The 18,001-nt window shown below is 69.2% G+C and carries 13 protein-coding genes; 6 read left to right on the forward strand and 7 right to left on the reverse strand.

Features of this window, described 5'->3' with window-relative positions; translation table 11 throughout:
- Window positions 1-107 precede the first annotated feature (107 nt).
- Together OG303_RS19605 and OG303_RS19610 are read left to right on the forward strand one after the other, a co-directional pair.
- On the forward strand, window positions 108-1,319 hold the full coding sequence (locus tag OG303_RS19605) for a pyridoxal phosphate-dependent aminotransferase (RefSeq protein ID WP_405869701.1): 1,212 nt from the start codon (window positions 108-110) through the stop codon (window positions 1,317-1,319).
- Window positions 1,320-1,418: 99 nt separating this feature from the next.
- Entirely contained in the window at window positions 1,419-1,838 is a 420-nt protein-coding gene (locus OG303_RS19610) for a hypothetical protein (protein WP_405869702.1), read from the forward strand.
- Window positions 1,839-2,413: 575 nt separating this feature from the next.
- On the opposite strand, the gene OG303_RS19615 is transcribed toward OG303_RS19610, so the two are convergent.
- A complete protein-coding gene (locus OG303_RS19615; protein WP_405869703.1) occupies window positions 2,414-4,237 on the reverse strand; it encodes a phosphoenolpyruvate carboxykinase (GTP) in 1,824 nt (607 codons plus the stop codon).
- A 341-nt stretch (window positions 4,238-4,578) separates the two neighbouring features.
- Between OG303_RS19615 and OG303_RS19620 the strand changes: the two genes are divergently transcribed.
- The 4 genes from OG303_RS19620 to OG303_RS19635 all read left to right on the forward strand — a co-directional run bounded on the left by OG303_RS19620 (window position 4,579) and on the right by OG303_RS19635 (window position 8,483).
- Entirely contained in the window at window positions 4,579-5,325 is a 747-nt protein-coding gene (locus OG303_RS19620; RefSeq protein WP_405869704.1) for a hemolysin III family protein, read from the forward strand.
- 192 nt (window positions 5,326-5,517) lie between these two features.
- Complete coding sequence (locus tag OG303_RS19625) at window positions 5,518-7,086, forward strand: MFS transporter (RefSeq protein WP_405869705.1); 1,569 nt, start codon at window positions 5,518-5,520, stop codon at window positions 7,084-7,086.
- Window positions 7,083-7,724, forward strand: a complete 642-nt coding sequence (locus OG303_RS19630; RefSeq protein WP_405869706.1) for a TetR/AcrR family transcriptional regulator — start codon at window positions 7,083-7,085, stop codon at window positions 7,722-7,724. Before OG303_RS19625 ends, OG303_RS19630 begins: the two co-directional genes overlap by 4 nt.
- 33 nt (window positions 7,725-7,757) lie before the next feature.
- The gene (locus tag OG303_RS19635; protein WP_405869707.1) at window positions 7,758-8,483 is read left to right on the forward strand and encodes a Mut7-C RNAse domain-containing protein; all 726 of its coding nucleotides are present in this window, start codon (window positions 7,758-7,760) and stop codon (window positions 8,481-8,483) included.
- Window positions 8,484-8,496: 13 nt separating this feature from the next.
- Here OG303_RS19635 and OG303_RS19640 read toward each other — a convergent pair whose 3' ends face one another.
- The 6 genes from OG303_RS19640 to OG303_RS19665 all read right to left on the reverse strand — a co-directional run bounded on the left by OG303_RS19640 (window position 8,497) and on the right by OG303_RS19665 (window position 17,902).
- Entirely contained in the window at window positions 8,497-10,845 is a 2,349-nt protein-coding gene (locus tag OG303_RS19640) for a galactose oxidase-like domain-containing protein (RefSeq protein WP_405877362.1), read from the reverse strand.
- 68 nt (window positions 10,846-10,913) lie between these two features.
- Complete coding sequence (locus tag OG303_RS19645) at window positions 10,914-12,107, reverse strand: glycosyltransferase (protein WP_405869708.1); 1,194 nt, start codon at window positions 12,105-12,107, stop codon at window positions 10,914-10,916.
- Window positions 12,104-13,762: an ArnT family glycosyltransferase gene (locus tag OG303_RS19650; RefSeq protein ID WP_405869709.1), complete on the reverse strand. Its 1,659-nt coding sequence runs from the start codon at window positions 13,760-13,762 to the stop codon at window positions 12,104-12,106. Before OG303_RS19650 ends, OG303_RS19645 begins: the two co-directional genes overlap by 4 nt.
- Complete coding sequence (locus tag OG303_RS19655) at window positions 13,759-15,108, reverse strand: glycosyltransferase (protein ID WP_405869710.1); 1,350 nt, start codon at window positions 15,106-15,108, stop codon at window positions 13,759-13,761. The genes OG303_RS19650 and OG303_RS19655 overlap by 4 nt, the downstream gene beginning before the upstream one ends.
- A gap of 192 nt (window positions 15,109-15,300) precedes the next feature.
- Window positions 15,301-17,331, reverse strand: a complete 2,031-nt coding sequence (locus OG303_RS19660; RefSeq protein ID WP_405869711.1) for a thioredoxin domain-containing protein — start codon at window positions 17,329-17,331, stop codon at window positions 15,301-15,303.
- Complete coding sequence (locus OG303_RS19665; RefSeq protein ID WP_405869712.1) at window positions 17,312-17,902, reverse strand: ArsR/SmtB family transcription factor; 591 nt, start codon at window positions 17,900-17,902, stop codon at window positions 17,312-17,314. The genes OG303_RS19660 and OG303_RS19665 overlap by 20 nt, the downstream gene beginning before the upstream one ends.
- Between the last annotated feature and the right edge of the window lie 99 nt (window positions 17,903-18,001).

Here is an 18,001-nt window from a genome sequence, read left to right on the forward strand (position 1 = left end):
CGGACGGGGCCCCTGGGACAGCTACCGGCGATAACAGCCCAAACCACCCGTCTCACGTGGTGGAAAACACGGCCCGCGGGGCGTTACCGGGCCGTAAGCTCCCAGACATGCAGGTGATCCAGTCGACCAAGCTCGCCAACGTCTGTTACGAGATCCGGGGCCCGGTGCTCGAGGAGGCGATGCGGCTTGAGGCGGCCGGGCATCGGATCCTCAAGCTGAACACCGGGAACCCGGCGGCGTTCGGCTTCGAGTGTCCGCCCGAGATCCTCGAGGACATCCTCCGCAACGTGTCGACGGCGCACGGCTACGGCGACGCGAAGGGCCTGCTGGCCGCGCGCCGGGCGGTCGTCATGCACAACCAGACCCTCGGCATCGAGACGGACGTCGAGCACGTCTTCGTCGGCAACGGCGTCTCCGAGCTGATCGTGATGGCCATGCAGGGGCTCCTCGACGACGGGGACGAGGTCCTCGTACCGTCGCCCGACTACCCGCTGTGGACCGCAGCCGTCTCGCTCTCCGGCGGCACGGCCGTGCACTACCGCTGCGACGAGCAGTCGGACTGGATGCCCGACCTCGCGGACGTCGAGCGCAAGGTCACCGACCGCACCAAGGCGATCGTCATCATCAACCCCAACAACCCGACGGGGGCCGTCTACGACGAGGCGATGCTCAAGGGGCTGACCGACATCGCCCGCCGCCACAACCTGCTCGTCTGCTCGGACGAGATCTACGACAAGATCCTCTACGACGACGCCACGCACACGGCGACCGCGGCGATCGCCCCCGACCTGCTGACCCTCACCTTCAACGGCATGTCGAAGGCGTACCGGGTGGCCGGCTACCGGGTCGGCTGGATGTCGATCTCCGGCCCGCGCGCGCACGCCGACTCCTACATCGAGGGTCTGACGATCCTGGCCAACATGCGCCTGTGCGCGAACATGCCGGGACAGCACGGCGTGGTCGCCGCGCTGAGCGGTCGGCAGACGATCAACGACCTGGTGCTGCCGGGCGGGCGGCTGAAGGAGCAGCGGGACGTCGCGTACGAGCTGCTCACCCAGATCCCGGGCGTGACCTGCGTGAAGCCCAAGGGCGCGCTGTATCTCTTCCCGCGCCTGGACCCCAAGGTGTTCAAGATCAAGGACGACCGGCGGCTGGTCCTGGACCTGCTGCGCCGCGAGAAGATCATGGTCGTGCAGGGGACCGGGTTCAACTGGTCCGAGCCCGACCACTTCCGGGTCGTGACCCTGCCGTCGATCGGGGATCTGCGGGATGCGGTCACCCGGATCGGGAACTTCCTGGACGGCTACAGCCAGCCCTGACGCTCACACTGGGTATACAACGCGTCCTTCTTTGTGAACAACTCAACTTTAGACGGAATCTAAGCTAGGATGGTTTCCTGACAGCTCAGGAGGCCATCCATGTACGAACCGATCCGCACCAAGTCGGTCCACAGCACGATGGCCGGCACCACCTCCGACTTCCCCCACCGGTCCCGTGAGGAGGAGCTGGACATCCAGCTCGCGGGGCACCTCGCGGCGCTGCTCGCCGTCACCGACGAGCTGCGCTCGGCGGCCCCCTCCGAGGACCTGGACACCGCGGCCGACCGGCTCACCACGCAGGTGACCCGGCTGCGGGGCGGGCATCCGCCGGTCCGCGCGGTCGCCGGAGACGCTGGCCGGACCAAGCCCGCGGCCCTGCACCGGCGGGCGCACGCACTCGCGGGACGCGCCCTGGTGGTGGCGGCGTCGCGCGCGGACACCGCGGCGGCGATCCTCTCCGCCGAGCAGATGGACGTCCACGCGGCGGCGCTGGAGCCCCGCGAACTCGCGTCCCACTGAGCCCCCGGGCTCCCCCGAACGGCCCCGGTCCGCGTGCACCCGCAGCGACGCGCGGACCGGGTGCCATGGCACTGCGTCTGCCTGGGCCGGGGTGCCTGTTCGCCGTAGGGGTTCGTGTCGTCCTGCGGCTGCGGGTTCACGGTGGCTGATCGCGCCCACGCGGCGGAGCCGCATATCGATACAGCCCCGCGCCCACTCTTTTCGGGAGTTGCAGTGCCGGGGCAGGTACGACACCCCCCGTTCACCCTCCCCGCCGTTCACCCTCCCCGCCGGGCGGCTGGTGACGGGCCCTCGGGAGACGGAGGCGCGACGGCAGGAGTCGCACACGCGGTATCCGGAGGACCGGGGCCGGGCGAACTGACCCTCGGTTCCCCGGAAAAGGACGAAGGCCTGTCGTCGGTCTCCCGTCGGGGCGGACGGGAGACCGACGACAGGCCCGGAGCCCCCCACGCCGTTGTGCGGGGCCTCGTCGACTGTCACCGCGGCCGGCCGTGACGATCACTGGTCAGGGCTCCACCATGCCTTGAAGGCGTGGAAGTACCCCCAGTGCAGGCCGCGGAGGTATCGGGTTGGGTTCAGCCCAGGCGCTGCACCAGCGCGCGGTACTCGTCCCACAGCTCCTTCGGGGTGTGCTCGCCGAAGGTGTTGAGGTGCTCGGGGACCAGGGCGGCCTCCTCGCGCCAGACCTCCTTGTCGACCGTGAGCAGGAAGTCCAGGTCGGAGTCGGACAGTTCGAGGCCGTTGGTGTCGAGGGCCTCCTTGGTCGGCAGGATGCCGATCGGGGTCTCGACGCCCTCCGCCCTGCCGTCGAGGCGGTCGACGATCCACTTCAGGACGCGGCTGTTCTCGCCGAAGCCGGGCCAGACGAACTTGCCCTCGTCGTTCTTGCGGAACCAGTTGACGTAGTAGATCTTCGGGAGCTTCGCCTGGTCCTTGTCCTTGGCGACGTCGACCCAGTGACCCATGTAGTCGCCCATGTTGTAGCCGCAGAACGGCAGCATGGCGAAGGGGTCGCGGCGCAACTCACCGACCTTGCCCTCGGCGGCGGCGGTCTTCTCGGAGGCCACGTTGGCGCCGAGGAAGACGCCGTGGTTCCAGTCGAAGGACTCCGTCACCAGCGGGACCGCGGTGGCGCGGCGGCCGCCGAAGAGGATCGCCGAGATCGGCACGCCCTTGGGGTCCTCCCACTCGGGCGCGATGATCGGGCACTGGGCGGCGGGGGTGGTGAAGCGGGCGTTGGGGTGGGCGGCCGGGGTCTGGGACTCCGGCGTCCAGTCGTTGCCCTTCCAGTCGGTGAGGTGGGCCGGAGTCTCCTCCGTCATGCCCTCCCACCAGATGTCGTTGTCGTCGGTCAACGCCACGTTCGTGAAGACCGAGTTGCCCCACAGCGTCTTCATCGCGTTGGCGTTGGTGTGTTCACCGGTGCCGGGCGCGACGCCGAAGAAGCCGGCCTCGGGGTTGATGGCGTACAGACGGCCGTCCTCGCCGAAGCGCATCCAGGCGATGTCGTCGCCGATCGTCTCGACGGTCCAGCCGCCCACCGTCGGCTCCAGCATGGCGAGGTTCGTCTTGCCGCAGGCGCTCGGGAAGGCGGCGGCGACGTACTTCGACCCGCCCTGCGGCGGCGTCAGTTTGAGGATCAGCATGTGCTCGGCCAGCCAGCCCTCGTCGCGGGCCATCACCGACGCGATGCGCAGGGCGTAGCACTTCTTGCCGAGCAGCGCGTTGCCGCCGTAGCCGGAGCCGTAGGACCAGATCTCGCGGCTCTCGGGGAAGTGCGAGATGTACTTGGTGGAGTTGCACGGCCAGGGAACGTCCTCCTGGCCTTCCGCCAAGGGCGCCCCGAGGGTGTGGACGGCCTTCACGAAGAAGCCGTCGGAGCCGAGTTCGTCGAGGACCGGCTGTCCCATGCGGGTCATCGTGCGCATGGACACGGCGACGTAGGCGGAGTCGGTGATCTCGACGCCGATCGCGGAGAGGTCCGAGCCGAGGGGGCCCATGCAGAACGGGACGACGTACATCGTCCGGCCCTTCATGGAGCCGCGGAAGACGCCCTTCTCACCGGCGAAGATCTCCCGCATCTCGGCGGGATCCTTCCAGTGGTTGGTCGGGCCGGCGTCCTCCTCCTTCTCGGAGCAGATGAACGTCCGGTCCTCGACCCGCGCGACATCGGTCGGGTCGGAAGCGGCGTAGTACGAGTTGGGGCGCTTGATCGGGTCGAGCTTCCTGAAGGTGCCCTTGTCGACGAGCTCCTGCGCCAGTCGCTCGTACTCGGCCTCGGATCCGTCACACCAGACCACGCTGTCCGGCTGCGTCAGTTCTGCGATCTCGTTCACCCACGAGACCAGTTCCTTGTGCTGGGTGGGGATGACGGGGGGAGCCGCGATGTCGCGCGCCACGATTGCTCCTAAATGAGGGATTTTTTGTTGGAGGCCCCGTGGGGGCTGCGACCCGGATGCTGCCGTGGCTGGATCTTCAGCGCTCATCCGGTGCCGACCGCACTCATTTGATCATCCGACGAGAGCGCCCATATGTCCAGAGGGCCTCACAGGTGAGCGGAGTGGGGATCGTCACGCGACAGTGTGTTTCCGAGTGTGTTTTTGCGTGCACGTTGAGTTCATCTGAAGGTTCTTTTGCCTGGCGGGCGTTGGCCCAACTCCCGTGAGACGATGGCCACTCTTGACCGAATCTCGGCCCGCACTCATCCGTAACTTACGGTTCCGTAGGTACGATGCGGGGCATGACTGCCCCCGTCCCCGACGCGCCCACGGACACGCCGGCCGCCGGCCGCGATTCCGACGCGGGCTCCCTGTCGCACCAGATAAAGCAGCACGCCCAGCAGCTCGCCGAGCCCATCAAGCCGAAGCTGCGCGGCTGGCTGCACCTCGGCATGTTTCCGGCCGTACTGGTCTCGGGCCTGGTACTCACCGCCCTCGCCGACTCCCCCAGAGGACGTATCGCCTGCGGGATCTTCGCCCTGACGGCCTGTCTGCTGTTCGGCGTGAGCGCGCTCTACCACCGGGGCAACTGGAGCCCGCGCATGGACGGCATCCTGCGCAGGCTCGATCACGCCAACATCTTCCTGATCATCGCGGGCACGTACACGCCGCTGACGATGCTGCTGCTCCCGGGGGCGAAGGGGCAGTGGCTGCTGTGGGGGATCTGGGGTGCCGCCGCGGCGGGCATCGCCTTCCGCGTCTTCTGGGTCGGCGCCCCGCGCTGGCTCTACACCCCCTGCTACATCGCGATGGGCTGGGCGGCCGTCTTCTTCCTCCCCGACTTCATGCGCAGCGGCGGCATCGCGGTGCTGGTCCTGGTGATCGTGGGCGGTCTCCTCTACAGCGCGGGCGGCGTGATCTACGGCATCAAGCGGCCGAACCCGTCACCGCGCTGGTTCGGCTTCCACGAGGTGTTCCACTCGCTCACGCTCGCCGCGTTCGTCGTCCACTACGTGGGGATCTCGCTGGTGGCTTACCAGCACGGGTAACCGCCCCCTCTTCAGGGACACATGGCCACGGCTCTCCAGCCGTGGCCATTTTTCGTGCGCCGTTTTTTCGTGCGCCATGGCCGGTCCCGCCACCCGCCGTGGCCGGTCCCGCCGTATGCCGACGGCAGATCCCGTATACCGAGAGCAGATACCTATTGACACTCACTATATTTTGAGAGCTACTCTCATTTCATGGCTACTGTCACTCATCCGGACGAGACACGGCGCGATCCCCGCCGCTGGTGGGCCCTCGGGGCCCTGGTCGCGAGCATGCTCACGCTCGGCTTCGACATGACGATCCTCAACGTGGCGCTGCCGACCATGGCCGGCGACCTCGGCGCCACCACAGGCGAACAGCAGTGGATGGCGGACGCGTACGTCGTCGTCTTCGCGGCCCTGATGCTCCCGGCCGGGCTGCTGGGCGACCGGTTCGGGCGACGCCGGATGCTGATCGCCGGGCTCGGCATCTTCCTCGTCGGCTCGCTGGCGGGCGCGCTGGCCGGGAACGTCGACTGGGTCATCGCGGCCCGTGCGTTCATGGGCATCGGCGGCGCGCTGGTCACCCCGCTCGCCCTGTCCGTGCTGCCCTCGCTCTTCGGCCCCGACGAGCGCACCAAGGCCGTCGGTGTCATCTCCGCCGCCTCGGCGCTCGGCCTGCCGCTCGGCCCGATCATCGGCGGCTGGCTGCTCAACCACTTCTGGTGGGGCTCGGTCTTCCTGGTCAACGTCCCGATGGCCGCGATCGGCATCGCCGCCTGCGTCTTCCTGCTCCCCGAGACCCGCGACCCCTCCTCCCCCAAGGTCGACGCCCTGTCCACCGCGCTCACCGCAACCGGACTCGGCGCCCTCATCTACGCGATCATCGAGGCACCGGGGCGCGGCTGGGGCGACCCGCTGGTCCTGGTCATGTTCGCCGCGGCCGCGATCCTGATCACCGCGCTGGTGCTGCGCGAGCGGCGGGTGGCACGGCCGATGCTCGACATGGAACTGCTGGCCCAGCGCGGCTTCCTGTTCAACACGCTCGCCGCGACCCTGGTGATGTTCGTCCTCTCGGGCCTGCTGTTCGTGCTGCCCCAGTACCTCCAGGCCGTCCTCGGCCATGACGCCTTCGGCACGGGTCTGCGGCTGCTGCCGCTGATGGGCGGCCTGATGATCGCCGCCCGGGGCGCCCAGCCGGTCGTCGCCAGGTTCGGTCCGCGCGCCGTGGTGAGCGCCGGTCTGGTGGTACTGGCCTTCGCCGCGCTGCTCGGCAGCCGTACGACGGTCGACTCCGGCTACGGCTTCACGGCGCTGTGGCTCTCGATCACCGGGGTCGGCTTCGGTTTCTCCGTGGTCCCGGCGATGGACGGCGCCCTCGGCACCCTGCCCCGCGACCGGGCCGGCAGCGGCTCGGGGCTGCTCATGACGTTGCGCCAGGTCGGCGCCGCGATCGGTATCGCCCTGCTCGGCAGCCTGCTCGCCGGCATCTTCCGCGACCGGCTCGACGTCGGCGGACTGCCCGCGCGGGCCGCCGACACCGCGGGGGACTCCGTGGTCGCGGCGCACATCGTCGCCGAGCGGGCCCACTCGGCCCATCTGGCCGCCTCCGCGAACAGCGCGTACGTCCACGGCATGAGTGTCGTCCTGCTGGTGTGCGGCATCGCGGCGCTCGTCGCGGCGCTGCTGGCCGGGGCGTTGCTGCCCGGCACGCGGGCCGCCGCACGGAACAAGTCGCCCGAGGCCCCGGAGATGGCCACCTCCGGGACCGATGCCGGACAATGACCTGCATGACGGCCGCACGATCTCCCCTCTCCCCCGCCGACCGCCCCGGGCTCGGCCTCCGCGAACGCAAGAAGATCAAGACCCGCGAGGCGATCCGCTCGGCGACGTACGGACTGATCAAGGACCAGGGATACGACGCCACGACGATCGAGCAGATCGCCGAGCGGGCGGAGGTGTCGCCGTCGACCGTCTTCCGGTACTTCCCGACGAAGGAGGACATCGTCCTCACGGACGAGTACGACCCCCTGATGCTGGAGGAGTTGCGCGCCCGGCCCGCCGGTGAGCCGTGGATGACGTCGCTGCGGCACATCATGTTCAGGGCGCTGGACTGGAGCATGCAGGACAGCCCGGAGATGGTGCGGATGCGGGCGCACCTCTGCGTTCAGGTCCCCGCCGTCCGTTCCCGGATGTTCGAGAGCATGTCGGAGACCGGGCGCCTGCTGTGCGGGGCGATCGGCGACCACTTCGGCCTGGACCCGGACGACCTCAGAGTCCGTGTCTACGCGATGTCCCTGATCGGCGGTCTCATGGAGGTCTCCATGTACTGGGCGGAGAGCGACTTCAAGGGCGACCTCAAGGACCTCATGCACCAGGCCCTGGACGTCATGGAGCACGGCCTCCCCACGGAAAAGCCCTGAGCCCGCCGCCCCCACCCGTGACATCCTGACCGGGTGAACGGTCCCGAGATCCACGTCGAGTTCGCCCCCGACCTGGCCGTGTTCGTCCCGCACGAGCGCCGGCGCGCAGCCACCGCGCTCGTCACCGACGGCGTCTCCTCCCTCGGTCACGTCGTCGAGTCGACCGGCGTCCCGCTGACCGAGGTCGGGACGCTGTGGGTGAACGGCCGCGAGGTGCCGTACTCGTACGTCCCCGCCGCGGGCGACTGTGTGGAGGTCCGGACCGTCGACCGCCCCCAGCAGGTCCCGGGCGCCCCCCTCCGCTTCCTCCTCGACGTCCACCTCGGCACGCTCGCCCGCCGCCTGCGCCTGCTCGGCGTGGACACGTCGTACGAGTCGACGGACATCGGCGACCCCGCCCTCGCCGCCCGCTCGGCCGCCGAGCAGCGGGTCATGCTCAGCCGCGACCGGGGCCTGCTGCGCCGCCGCGAACTGTGGGCCGGCGCCTACGTGTACAGCACCCGCCCCGAGGACCAGCTGCGGGACGTCCTGGACCGGTTCCGGCCGCGGCTGCTGCCCTGGACGCGCTGCACCGCCTGCAACGGGCTGCTCAGGGAGGCCACCAAGGAGGAGGTGGCGGACCAGTTGGCGGGCGGCACGCACCAGTCGTACGACGTGTTCGCGCAGTGCCAGGACTGCGGGCGCGCGTACTGGAAGGGCGCGCACCACGAGCAGCTGGTGGCCATCGTGGAGCGCGCCCTGGAGGAGTTCGCGGGCTAGAACCTGAAAAGGATCAGCCCTTCCTGACGTCCGCCTTTCCGCAGGCGATGCCGTCCTTGTTCCGGTCGAGGCCCAGGGGGTCGTCCCTGCCGTTGACCTTCAGGCGGCCGTAGTCGTTCTTCTTCAGCCAGGCGCAGCGCGAGGCCGTCGTCTTCCGCACGCCCTTCGGGAAGGCGGTCGGCACGCACACGTTGATCGAGCCGTAGTGCCGGTCGCAGCCGGAGAGGGTGACGGGGACCTTCTGCGACGTCCGCTTCTTGCCCGGCCCCACCACCTTGCCGGAGAGGTCGTCGGCGAAGGAGTGGACGTGCGCCGAGGCGGTGTCGGCGCTCAGGGCCTGCGGGCCCTGCAGGTGCACCCACTTGGCCACCGACGGCACCCCGTTGGCGTCGACCGCGAAGAGCATGTACCAGCCGGGCGGGGCCACGTTGGGGTTGCTCGTCACATTGAGGTCGACGTTGTTGCCGTCCACGGACAGCGGCAGGTCGACGAACCGCTGGTTCGGGTCCGAGGAGTGCGTGACGGCGGCCGGGCGGATCAACTCGGCCTTGGCGATGGGCCGGTCGACCGTGATCCGCTGGGTGTCGCCGTAGTTCCACTCGGTGTCGATCACCGAAGTGATCGTCGGACGCGTGCTCTTGAGCAGATACGGCGGCGTGTAGATCGACACGTTGTGGTTCCAGGTGCCGTTGCCCGGGTTGTCGCCGGTGGCCATCACCCGGCCGTCCGGGAGCAGGAACGCCGACGAGTGGTAGCCGCGGGCCTCGGGGTCGGCGGCCACCGGGTCGAAGGTGTTGGCGGTCGGGTCGTAGATCGACGCCTCGTAGACCGGGTTGGCCCGGTTGTGCAGAGCGCCGCCCGTCTCCAGCACGTTGCCGTCGGGCAGCAGTACGGCGGAGACGTACATCTTGCCCTGGTTGCCGGTCTCGGCCACCGGGCCGTTGCCCAGGTCCACCGTGCCCTGCGGGATCGGGGGCCCGGCGACGTAGGACGGGTTGGCGTCCTTGAGGTCGATGACGTCGGTCAGCCGGTTGCCGTCCGGGTTGGAGTCGATGTTGCCGCCGCCGATGGTGAGGACCTTCTGGTCCTGCGCCGGGGGCAGCAGCACGCTCGCGGACTGGTCACGCTCGTCCTTGCTCTGCAGGCCCGGGACCTGCGTGATGGTGTTGGCGCCGTAGTCGTAGATCGCCGAGCCCGTGCCCGGGATGTTGTTGCCGAAGACGTGGCTGCCCGAGTAGAAGAGGCGGCCGTCCTGCATCAGGATCATCGACGGGTACAGACCCCAGTACGACCAGGTCTGGTTGACCTGCCACAGCGCCAGCCACTTCTGCTGGGCGTCCGACCAGTACTCGGCGGTCACCGAGCCGGTCGAGTCCTCGCGCAGACCGCCGAAGGAGATGACGTCACCGTTGCCGAGCTCGGTCGCCGACGGGTACCAGTGGCCGTCGTTGAGGTCGTTCGTCCTGCTGTACGTCTCGGTGACCGGGTCGAAGATGTACGAGTCCTTGTAGCCCTCGTAGCCGTGCGAACCGTCCGCCGCCGGGAACGCCTTGTTGCCGCTCAGCACCAGCACCCGGCCGTCCTGCAGCTGGATGTGCCCGGAGCAGAACATGTCCTTCGGGGTCGGGATCACCTTGTAGCTGCCGTCGGCCGGGTTGTAGACGGCCGAGGTGAAGGTGCCCGCGTCGAAGTTCTCCTGGCTGTTTCCGGAGCCCGCGATCAGCAGCACCTTGCCGTTGTTGAGGACGACGGAGTGCATGGAGCGGACCGGGTTCTGCGTGGGCAGCACGTCCCAGCGGCCGTTGGCGCACTCGTCCGCCGTACCCGTGCAGGTCGCGGGCGGGGTGACGTCGGCGACCTGGTCCATCGTGTAGTCGTCGGTGGTCGCCGAGCCGGTGCCGTAGACGGAGACACCCCAGGTGATGCGGTCGGTGCCGGCCGGGACCTCCGGGGTGCGGACGGTGGCCTGGGTCCAACTGCCCTGCATCTCCAGGGTCTTGAGGTCGGTCCAGTACTGCCAGCCGCCGGTCGCGTCGTGCCGGAACACGGTGACGTTCGCGTCCGGAGTGGTCGTCTTGTACCAGAGCGACAGGTCGTACTGCTTGCCCGCCGTCACCACCGGCGCGCAGTCCGTCGACTCGGTGATCAGCGCCTTGCGGTCGCCCTCGACGCGGCGGGTGAGCGACACCTTCATCGCCTTGGAGCCGCTGTGGGCGTCCGCCGTCGTCTCGAAGGTGAAGTCGTTGTCGCCCCAGCCGGACTTCTCCCAGCAGTACGGCATCCCGTCGCTCCCGGCGGTCTCGAAGCCGGGGTTCTTCACGAGGTTGGCGGCCTCGGCGGACTGAGGGGAGGTGAGCAGCATACCGGCGGTCAGGGCCCCCACCCCGACCAGCGCGGTTCTTCTACGGTGCTGGGTGAGACTCTGTCTGTTCACACGGCTCTCCTTGCTGCGGTGCCACTGTCGCGCCCCCTGCGCGGCAGATAGACCAGCGCCTCGGTCCCCACGAAGCGCAGGACGAACGTCGTCACCAGCGCGAGCGCGGTGGCGGACAGCACCCCCATCCCGAACCGGTCCACGAACAGCGCGATCAGCGGGATGCGCAGCACCAGGTCGGCGTTGGCGAGCAGCGCGAACCTGCCGACGCGGTCCCACCAGCGGCGGTGCCCGCGGCGGTCGCGGAACAGCAGGTGCTCGATGAGGACGAAGTTCCAGGCGACGCCGAGCTGGTTGGCGAGGATCTCGGCGGGGACGTAGTGCATGCCGACGGCCATCAGGGCCCACAGGCCGACCAGGTTCGGCAGGAAGCCGCTCGCGCCGATCAGGCCGAAGCCCACCATGCGGGCGACGGGCGAGGCGGTGCGCAGCCCGATCAGATGGCGCAGGAAGCGGAAGCCCTCCTGCGCGCTCGACTTGGACTCCCCCGCGAACCGGTCCTGGAAGACGAACGGCACCTCGGTGACCTGGCGCGGACGGCTGCGGACGGCGAGTTCGAGGAGGATCTTGTAGCCGAGGGGCTTGAGGGCCTGAGCCGTGATGTCGCTGCGGCGGATCGCGAAGAAGCCGCTCATGGGGTCGCTGATGCCGCGCAGCTTGCGCGGGAACAGGGACTTGGTCAGCCAGGTCGCACCGCGCGAGACGGCCACCCGGTAGTTGCCCGCGAGGCCGGCGCGGCTGCCGCCCTTGATGTAACGGGAGGCGACGACCAGACCGGCGTTCGCGCGTTCGCCGGTGGCGACCAACTCCGGTACCAGGGACGGCGGATGCTGGCAGTCGCCGTCCATGACGACGATCCAGTCCGACCCGGCCGCCTTCATGCCCTCGACGACCGCGCCGCCGAGGCCGCCGACCGGTTCCTCGCGGTGCAGGACGGTGACCGGGAAGGGGCAGTCCTTGGCGGCCTCGTGGATGACCTCGGGGGTGTCGTCGGTGGAGTCGTCGACGAAGACGACCTCGCAGGGCAGCCGGGACGGCACCGACTCGGTGATCTGGTGCAGGAGTTGACGGATGTTCGCGGACTCGTTGTACGTCGGTACGACGATGGTGACGGCGCCGGGTTCGGCGATCTCGGCGGCCTGTACGGCCGGATCGCCCAGCTTCCCGGGGGCGGTGTATTCGTGGGTCATCGGACGCCTCCATCAGCCGTAGCGGTCGTCTGGATCTGCCGGATCTCGATCCGGTCCTCACCGGTACCGAACGTGGCGACCGGGGTCGAATGCTCAATGGCCGCCTTCACGTTGGGCAGGTCCACCGCGTCGCGCCGCACCGTCGGGGAGGCCACTACGTAGTCGATGTCCTTCCAGCCGTGCGGCATCGTCTTCGTCACGGCCGGGTCGAGGTCGGCCTTGTAGAACCAGATGACGCCGAGCCCGGGCCGGTACCCGCCGTGCACCAGGTCCAGCCAGAGCGCGTCGTCGACGAGGACACGGGTGTCCTTCGGGTCCTCGACCTGGGTGGTGAGCCACTTGGAGGCGCCCCGGTAGGGGGCGTTGGCGTCGGCGGTGACCGCGGTGCGGTCGCCGTCGTACCACTTCGGGACGACGTACGCACCGGCGGCGATCGCCAGGACGGCCGCGAGCGCGTAACGGCCGCCGGTCCTCCACCGCTGCTCGTCGGGGCGCCGCCATCTGCGCAGCACACCGTGGGCGACGGAGGCGGCGCCTCCGGCGAGGACCAGGGCGAGGAAGGGCAGCGCCTGGATGACGTACATCGCTGGCAGGTAGCCGCCCGGGCGCATGGCCAGCCCGGTGAGGATCGCGATCGTGAGGGCGGGTCCGGCCAGGGCGCGGGCGGTGACCGACCAGCGCCAGGTGGCCACCAGCAGCAGCGCGCCGGCCAGTCCGCCCAGCGGCAGGACACGGTCGTAGTACAGCCACGAGTGGAGCACGCCGTACGAGCCGGAACCCTGGTCCAGGATGAAGCCCGAACCCGGCCTGGTCATCTGGTACTTGACGCCGTCCCAGAGCGAGACGTGCCCGCCGCCCGGCAACAACTCGCCCTTGAGCAGAGCGAAGAGGGGGTAGCTGAAGCCGATCAGCACGCAGGCGGTCACGGCGCCGGTCACCGCGAACTTCCGTGTGTCCCGGTGGCTGTGCCGCCACAGGGTGACGAACAGCGCCGGCAGGATGACGAGCATCGTCTCCTTGGTGAGCACGGCCGTGGCGGCCGCGAGGCCCGCGCCGAAGTGGTGCCAGAGGTGACGGCTCGGGGAGGCGGCGAGGGTGAAGGCGAGCAGCGTCCACATCACCGCGATGTTGTCGAGGAAGATCTCGCGCTGGAGTACGACCGAGAGCGGCGACAGGCCGAACAGGGCCATGGCGAGCCCGGCGGCCCAGCGCGGCAGGGACAGGCGGCGCGCCAGGACGTAGACGAGGACCGCGCTGACCGCGGAGACGACCAGCATCACGATCCGCATGCTGCCGACCGTCATCGAACCGGGGCTGAGCCATGACGGTATCCAGGTGAGCACCGCTATCTGGATCCAGCCGAGGGGCGGATGGTCGTACCAGTAGGTGTAGTGGGCCAGGCCCCTGCCCTGCTGGACCGACCAGGCCTGGGCGAGATAGGTGCCCTCGTCGTCGCTGAGCGTCGGGTAGTCGGCGATGTTCCAGCCCTGCACGACGAGGATCGCCACCAGGAGCGCGCCGCACAGGAGGAGGTCGGGTCGGGAGGAATGCAGGCGCTTCGGCGGGGTCGTTCGACCGGCCGAACCGACGTCAGGCGCAGGCTGCCGCTGCGCGGGGACCTTGGGTGCGGTCACCGCGGGAAGGGTGGAAGTCACGCAGGGACGTCCTCTCGGAGGTCTCGGTTCGATCCGACTTCGACTTCGGCTCTGACTTCGGGTCCGGCTGCGGGTTCGAGTTCGGGTCCGGCTGCGGGTTCGAGTTCGGGTTCGGTGAGATGTGCGCCGACGTGGCTGGTCAACTCCCAGTCGTTGCGGCCGCGTTGCTCGCGCCATACGGCGCGGATCGCGGCCCCGGCGAGGAGGACCTGGTAGAAGGGGCCGCCCACGACCAGCTTGAGGTAGTGGACCAGGCGGACGCGAAGCCCGTACTGCTTGCCGAAGTCGTGCAGTCCGACGACCTCGAAGACGAAGGTGACCGCGGCCGTGACCAGCGGCAGGAAGGTGAGGAAGGCGACCCCGACGGGCACGTCGAGGAAGAGCGCGACCGCCGCGTTCAGCGGGATGATCACGCCGGAGAACGCCTGCAGGAACGGCGTCATGAGGGTGTACCGGGCGAGCAACCGCTGCCCGAATCCCGGGAGTTGCTTCCAGTCCTTCTTCCGGTAGACCTGGAGGAAGCCCTGGTTCCAGCGGGTGCGCTGCTTGAGCAGCGACATCAGCGAACCCGGTGTCTCCTCCCGGGTCACCATGTCGGAGTCGTAGGCGACGACGACCTTCTTGCCGACACTGGACAGCCGCACACCCAGGTCGCAGTCCTCGGCAAGGCAGTCGGGGTCCCAGCCGTCCGCTTCCCTGAGCACGTCGGTCCGTACGAAGACGGTGTTGCCGCCGAGCGGGATGAACCCCTTCTGCGCGTGCAGGTGCAGCCGGGAGCGGAACCAGAAGAAGTACTCCAGGCAGTTGCGCAGGGAGTACCAGCTGGAGTGGAAGTTGATGAGCTGGACGCCGCCCTGGACGACATCCGCTTTCGTCGTCCGGAACGCGTGGTCGACGTGGGCGAGGAGCTCCGGGTGGACCTGGTCCTCGGCGTCGAAGACCCCGACGACATCGCCGCGGCAGTGCGGCAGCGCCGTGTTCATGGCCTTCGGCTTGTTCTTCTTCTCGTGGGTGTCGACGACGACACGGACGCGCGGATCGCGTTCGGCGGCCTTCTCGGCCACCGCCGTGGTCTCGGGGTCGTCGTGCCCCACGATGACGATGATCTCGAAGTCGGTGTGTGTGGACTCCAGCAACCGCTGGATCGTGTGGTCCAGCACGGCCTGCTCGTGCCGCGCCGGAAGCAGCAGCGAGAAGGAGACGTGCTCGTCCCCGTCCGGTCTGCTGAACCGGGTGGAGGCGAGCACTTCGGGCGTACGCCACGCGTGCATCTGCCACCACAAGGTGAAGGCCGCCATCCAGAACAAGGCCAGCGAAACGGCAGCGATGAAGACAGACGTCAGCAACAGATCCCCCCAGATCCCCAATTCCCCCTGCCGCGACGGTGAGTCACTCACGTCGCGTCCCTGTGCAGAGATTAGGGGGGATCTGTGAAGTGAACGGGCCCCTTCAATGAAGAGCGCGTTTCATCACAACGATGCTCCAGAGTGAACATCTGGAACGCCGATTGCGTGAACTGACGTTTCTTGCTTGTCGTTTCAGCTGCTCAACGCGGTGCGCAGCTGTTCCGGATCGGTGGTCGGTGCGTCGCAGGTGAAGTTACGGCAGACGTATGCGGTGGGTGCACCGCCGACGAGAGGCCGCTCGGCGAGCAACGGGAACTCGTCACTCTCCGGAGCCCCCACGGCGACCACCGCACCTGGCGCGCGACCCAGAAGCGCCGTACGGTGCAGGGTCTTCGTCGCCTCGTCGCCCAGCGCGGGCCCGACGATCGCGACCTCCTTCGGCCCGTCGAGGAACGCCTCGGCGACCGCGAGCCCCCAGCCGATGAAGCGGGGCACGCGCGGCCCGAGCGCCTTGACCACGCCCAACGCCCTTTCGGCGGCGGTGCGATGGGGCTCCGCGCCCGTCTGCGCGGCATAGCTCAGCAGGGCGCCCGCGGCGGCGGACCAACCGGACGGCGTGGCGTTGTCGGTGGGGTCCTGCGGCCGGCGGATCAGCTTCTCGGCGTCGGCGGCGGTGTCGTAGAGGGTGCCGGTCTCCGGGTCCACGAAACCGGCCAGGACATGGTCGAGCAGGAACCCGGCGAACTCCAGCCAGACACCCTCACCCGTGACGGACGCCAGCGCGAGGAAGCCCTCGGCGACATCCGCGTAGTCCTCCAACACACCGGCGTTGGCGCCCACTTGACCGTCCTTGCTGGTACGGGCCAGACGGGCGTGCTCGTCCAGATGCAGCCGTACGAGGAGATCGGCGGCGCCGACCGCGGCCTCGACCAGGTCGGGGCGGTCGAAGTAGGCGCCGGTCTCGGCGAGCGCGGCGATGGCGAGGCCGTTCCAGGCGGCGACCACCTTGTCGTCGCGGCCGGGGGCGGGGCGGGCGCTGCGGGCCCGGAGCAGACGGTCCTTGATGCTATCGATCTTCCCGGCGTCGAACACGCCCTCCTGCTGCGGGAGTTGGAGGACGGAGGAGCCGTGCTCGAAGGTGCCCTCCTCGGTGACGCCGAAGTGCTGGGCGGCGAGTTCGGCGTCGTCGCCGCCGAGGACCTCGGTGAGCTGCCGGGGCGTCCACACGTAGTACGCGCCCTCGACGTGCTTGCCCGTACCGTCGTCGCTGTCGGCGTCGAGAGCGGAGGCGAACCCGCCCTCGTTCGTGCGGAGTTCGCGGACCATGAAGTCGGCGGTCTCCAGGGCGACGCGGCGGGCGAGCTCGGAGCCCGTGGTGCGCCAGAGGTGGGCGTAGACGCGGCACAGCAGGGCGTTGTCGTAGAGCATCTTCTCGAAGTGCGGGACGACCCAGTCGCGGTCGACCGAGTAGCGGGCGAAGCCGCCGCCGAGCTGGTCGTAGATGCCGCCGCGGGCCATGCGCTCGCAGGTGTCGTGGGCCATCTGGAGGGCGCCGTCGGAGCCGGTGCGGGCGTGGTGGCGCAACAGGAACTCGATCACCATGGACGGAGGGAACTTCGGCGCGCCGCCGAACCCGCCGCGCTGCGGGTCGTACTCGCGGGTGAGACCGAGCAGCGCCTGCGCGAGCTCCTCCTCGCCCGGGGTGGCGGCGTCCCCGTAGGAGATCTCCCGTCCGGCGAGGTCCTTCACGATCTTCCCGGCGACCTCGGCGACCTCGTCCCGACGGTCGGTCCACGCGGAGCGGACTCCCTCCAGCACCTGCCGGAAGGAGGGCATGCCCTGACGGGGGGCGGGCGGGAAGTAGGTGCCGAAGTAGAACGGCTCGGCGTCCGGGGTGAGGAACACGGTCATGGGCCAGCCGCCCTGACCCGTGGCCGCCTGGACGGCCTCCATGTAGACGGCGTCGACGTCGGGGCGTTCCTCGCGGTCGACCTTGATGCTGACGAAATGTTCGTTGAGGAAGTCGGCGGTGGCCTGGTCCTCGAAGGACTCGTGAGCCATGACGTGACACCAGTGACAGCTGCTGTATCCGACGCTCAGCAGAACGGGTTTGTTCGCCTTGCGGGCCTCGTCGAAGGCCTCGGTCGACCAGGGCCACCAGTCGACGGGGTTGTCGGCGTGCTGGAGGAGATACGGGGACGTCTCATGTGCCAGTCGGTTCACCGTCCCACTCTCCCACGGGCTCGGGCGCCGCGTAGAAACGCATGTTGACCGGGCGCGCCCCGTCGGGGGCCCTCTCGCGGGGGTGGCCGTAGCGGTCGATGAGGGCGTGGTACTCGCGCATGAAGGCGAGGAGTTCGTCCTTGGTCATCCAGGCGCCGTGACGCTGGACCTGGGCCCAGCCGTCCGGCCCCCGGTACTCCTCGTGGGCGCGGCGGAACAGCCTGGTGTCGACCTCGATCTTCAGCAGGGCGAGCTGCTCGGCCGCCGCGTACTCCTCCGGGGGCATCGTGGCCGGGTCGGGTGTGGTGTGACTGAACGGCAGCGACCGCCACCACCTCTCCCGCCCGCCCGACTTCTCCGGGATCTCCTCGATGAGCCGCTGCTCGGCGAGTTTGCGCAGGTGGTAGCTGGTGGTGCCGGAACTCTCGCCGAGCTCCTTCGCCAGCACGGTGGAGTTCGCCTCCCCGTGCCGGCCGATGTAGTCGAGGATCCGGCGGCGCAGCGGGTTGCCGAGGGACTTGTACAGGGCGGTGCGTTCGAGGCTGGTCAGCTCGGGCGGGCCGTCGGTCATGCGGCCACGGTAACCCTGAGAACCCTGAGACGTCCCTGATGTCTGCCGAATTTTCTTTGCAGAACTTTCTCTGCAGTCTAGCGTGGAGGCATGCCAACT

It is taken from the genome of Streptomyces sp. NBC_00005 (assembly GCF_045160215.1).
In the GTDB taxonomy this organism is placed as follows: Bacteria; Actinomycetota; Actinomycetes; order Streptomycetales; family Streptomycetaceae; genus Streptomyces.

Excerpts from the sequence above, each read along its gene's own strand:
- OG303_RS19605 (WP_405869701.1), top strand. The coding sequence starts at position 108 with ATGCAGGTGATCCAGTCGACCAAGCTCGCCAACGTCTGTTACGAGATC.
- OG303_RS19640 (WP_405877362.1), bottom strand. The coding sequence starts at position 10,845 with ATGCTGCTCACCTCCCCTCAGTCCGCCGAGGCCGCCAACCTCGTGAAG.
- OG303_RS19620 (WP_405869704.1), top strand. The coding sequence starts at position 4,579 with ATGACTGCCCCCGTCCCCGACGCGCCCACGGACACGCCGGCCGCCGGC.
- OG303_RS19610 (WP_405869702.1), top strand. The coding sequence starts at position 1,419 with ATGTACGAACCGATCCGCACCAAGTCGGTCCACAGCACGATGGCCGGC.
- OG303_RS19665 (WP_405869712.1), bottom strand. The coding sequence starts at position 17,902 with ATGACCGACGGCCCGCCCGAGCTGACCAGCCTCGAACGCACCGCCCTG.
- OG303_RS19645 (WP_405869708.1), bottom strand. The coding sequence starts at position 12,107 with ATGACCCACGAATACACCGCCCCCGGGAAGCTGGGCGATCCGGCCGTA.
- OG303_RS19630 (WP_405869706.1), top strand. The coding sequence starts at position 7,083 with ATGACCTGCATGACGGCCGCACGATCTCCCCTCTCCCCCGCCGACCGC.
- OG303_RS19625 (WP_405869705.1), top strand. The coding sequence starts at position 5,518 with ATGGCTACTGTCACTCATCCGGACGAGACACGGCGCGATCCCCGCCGC.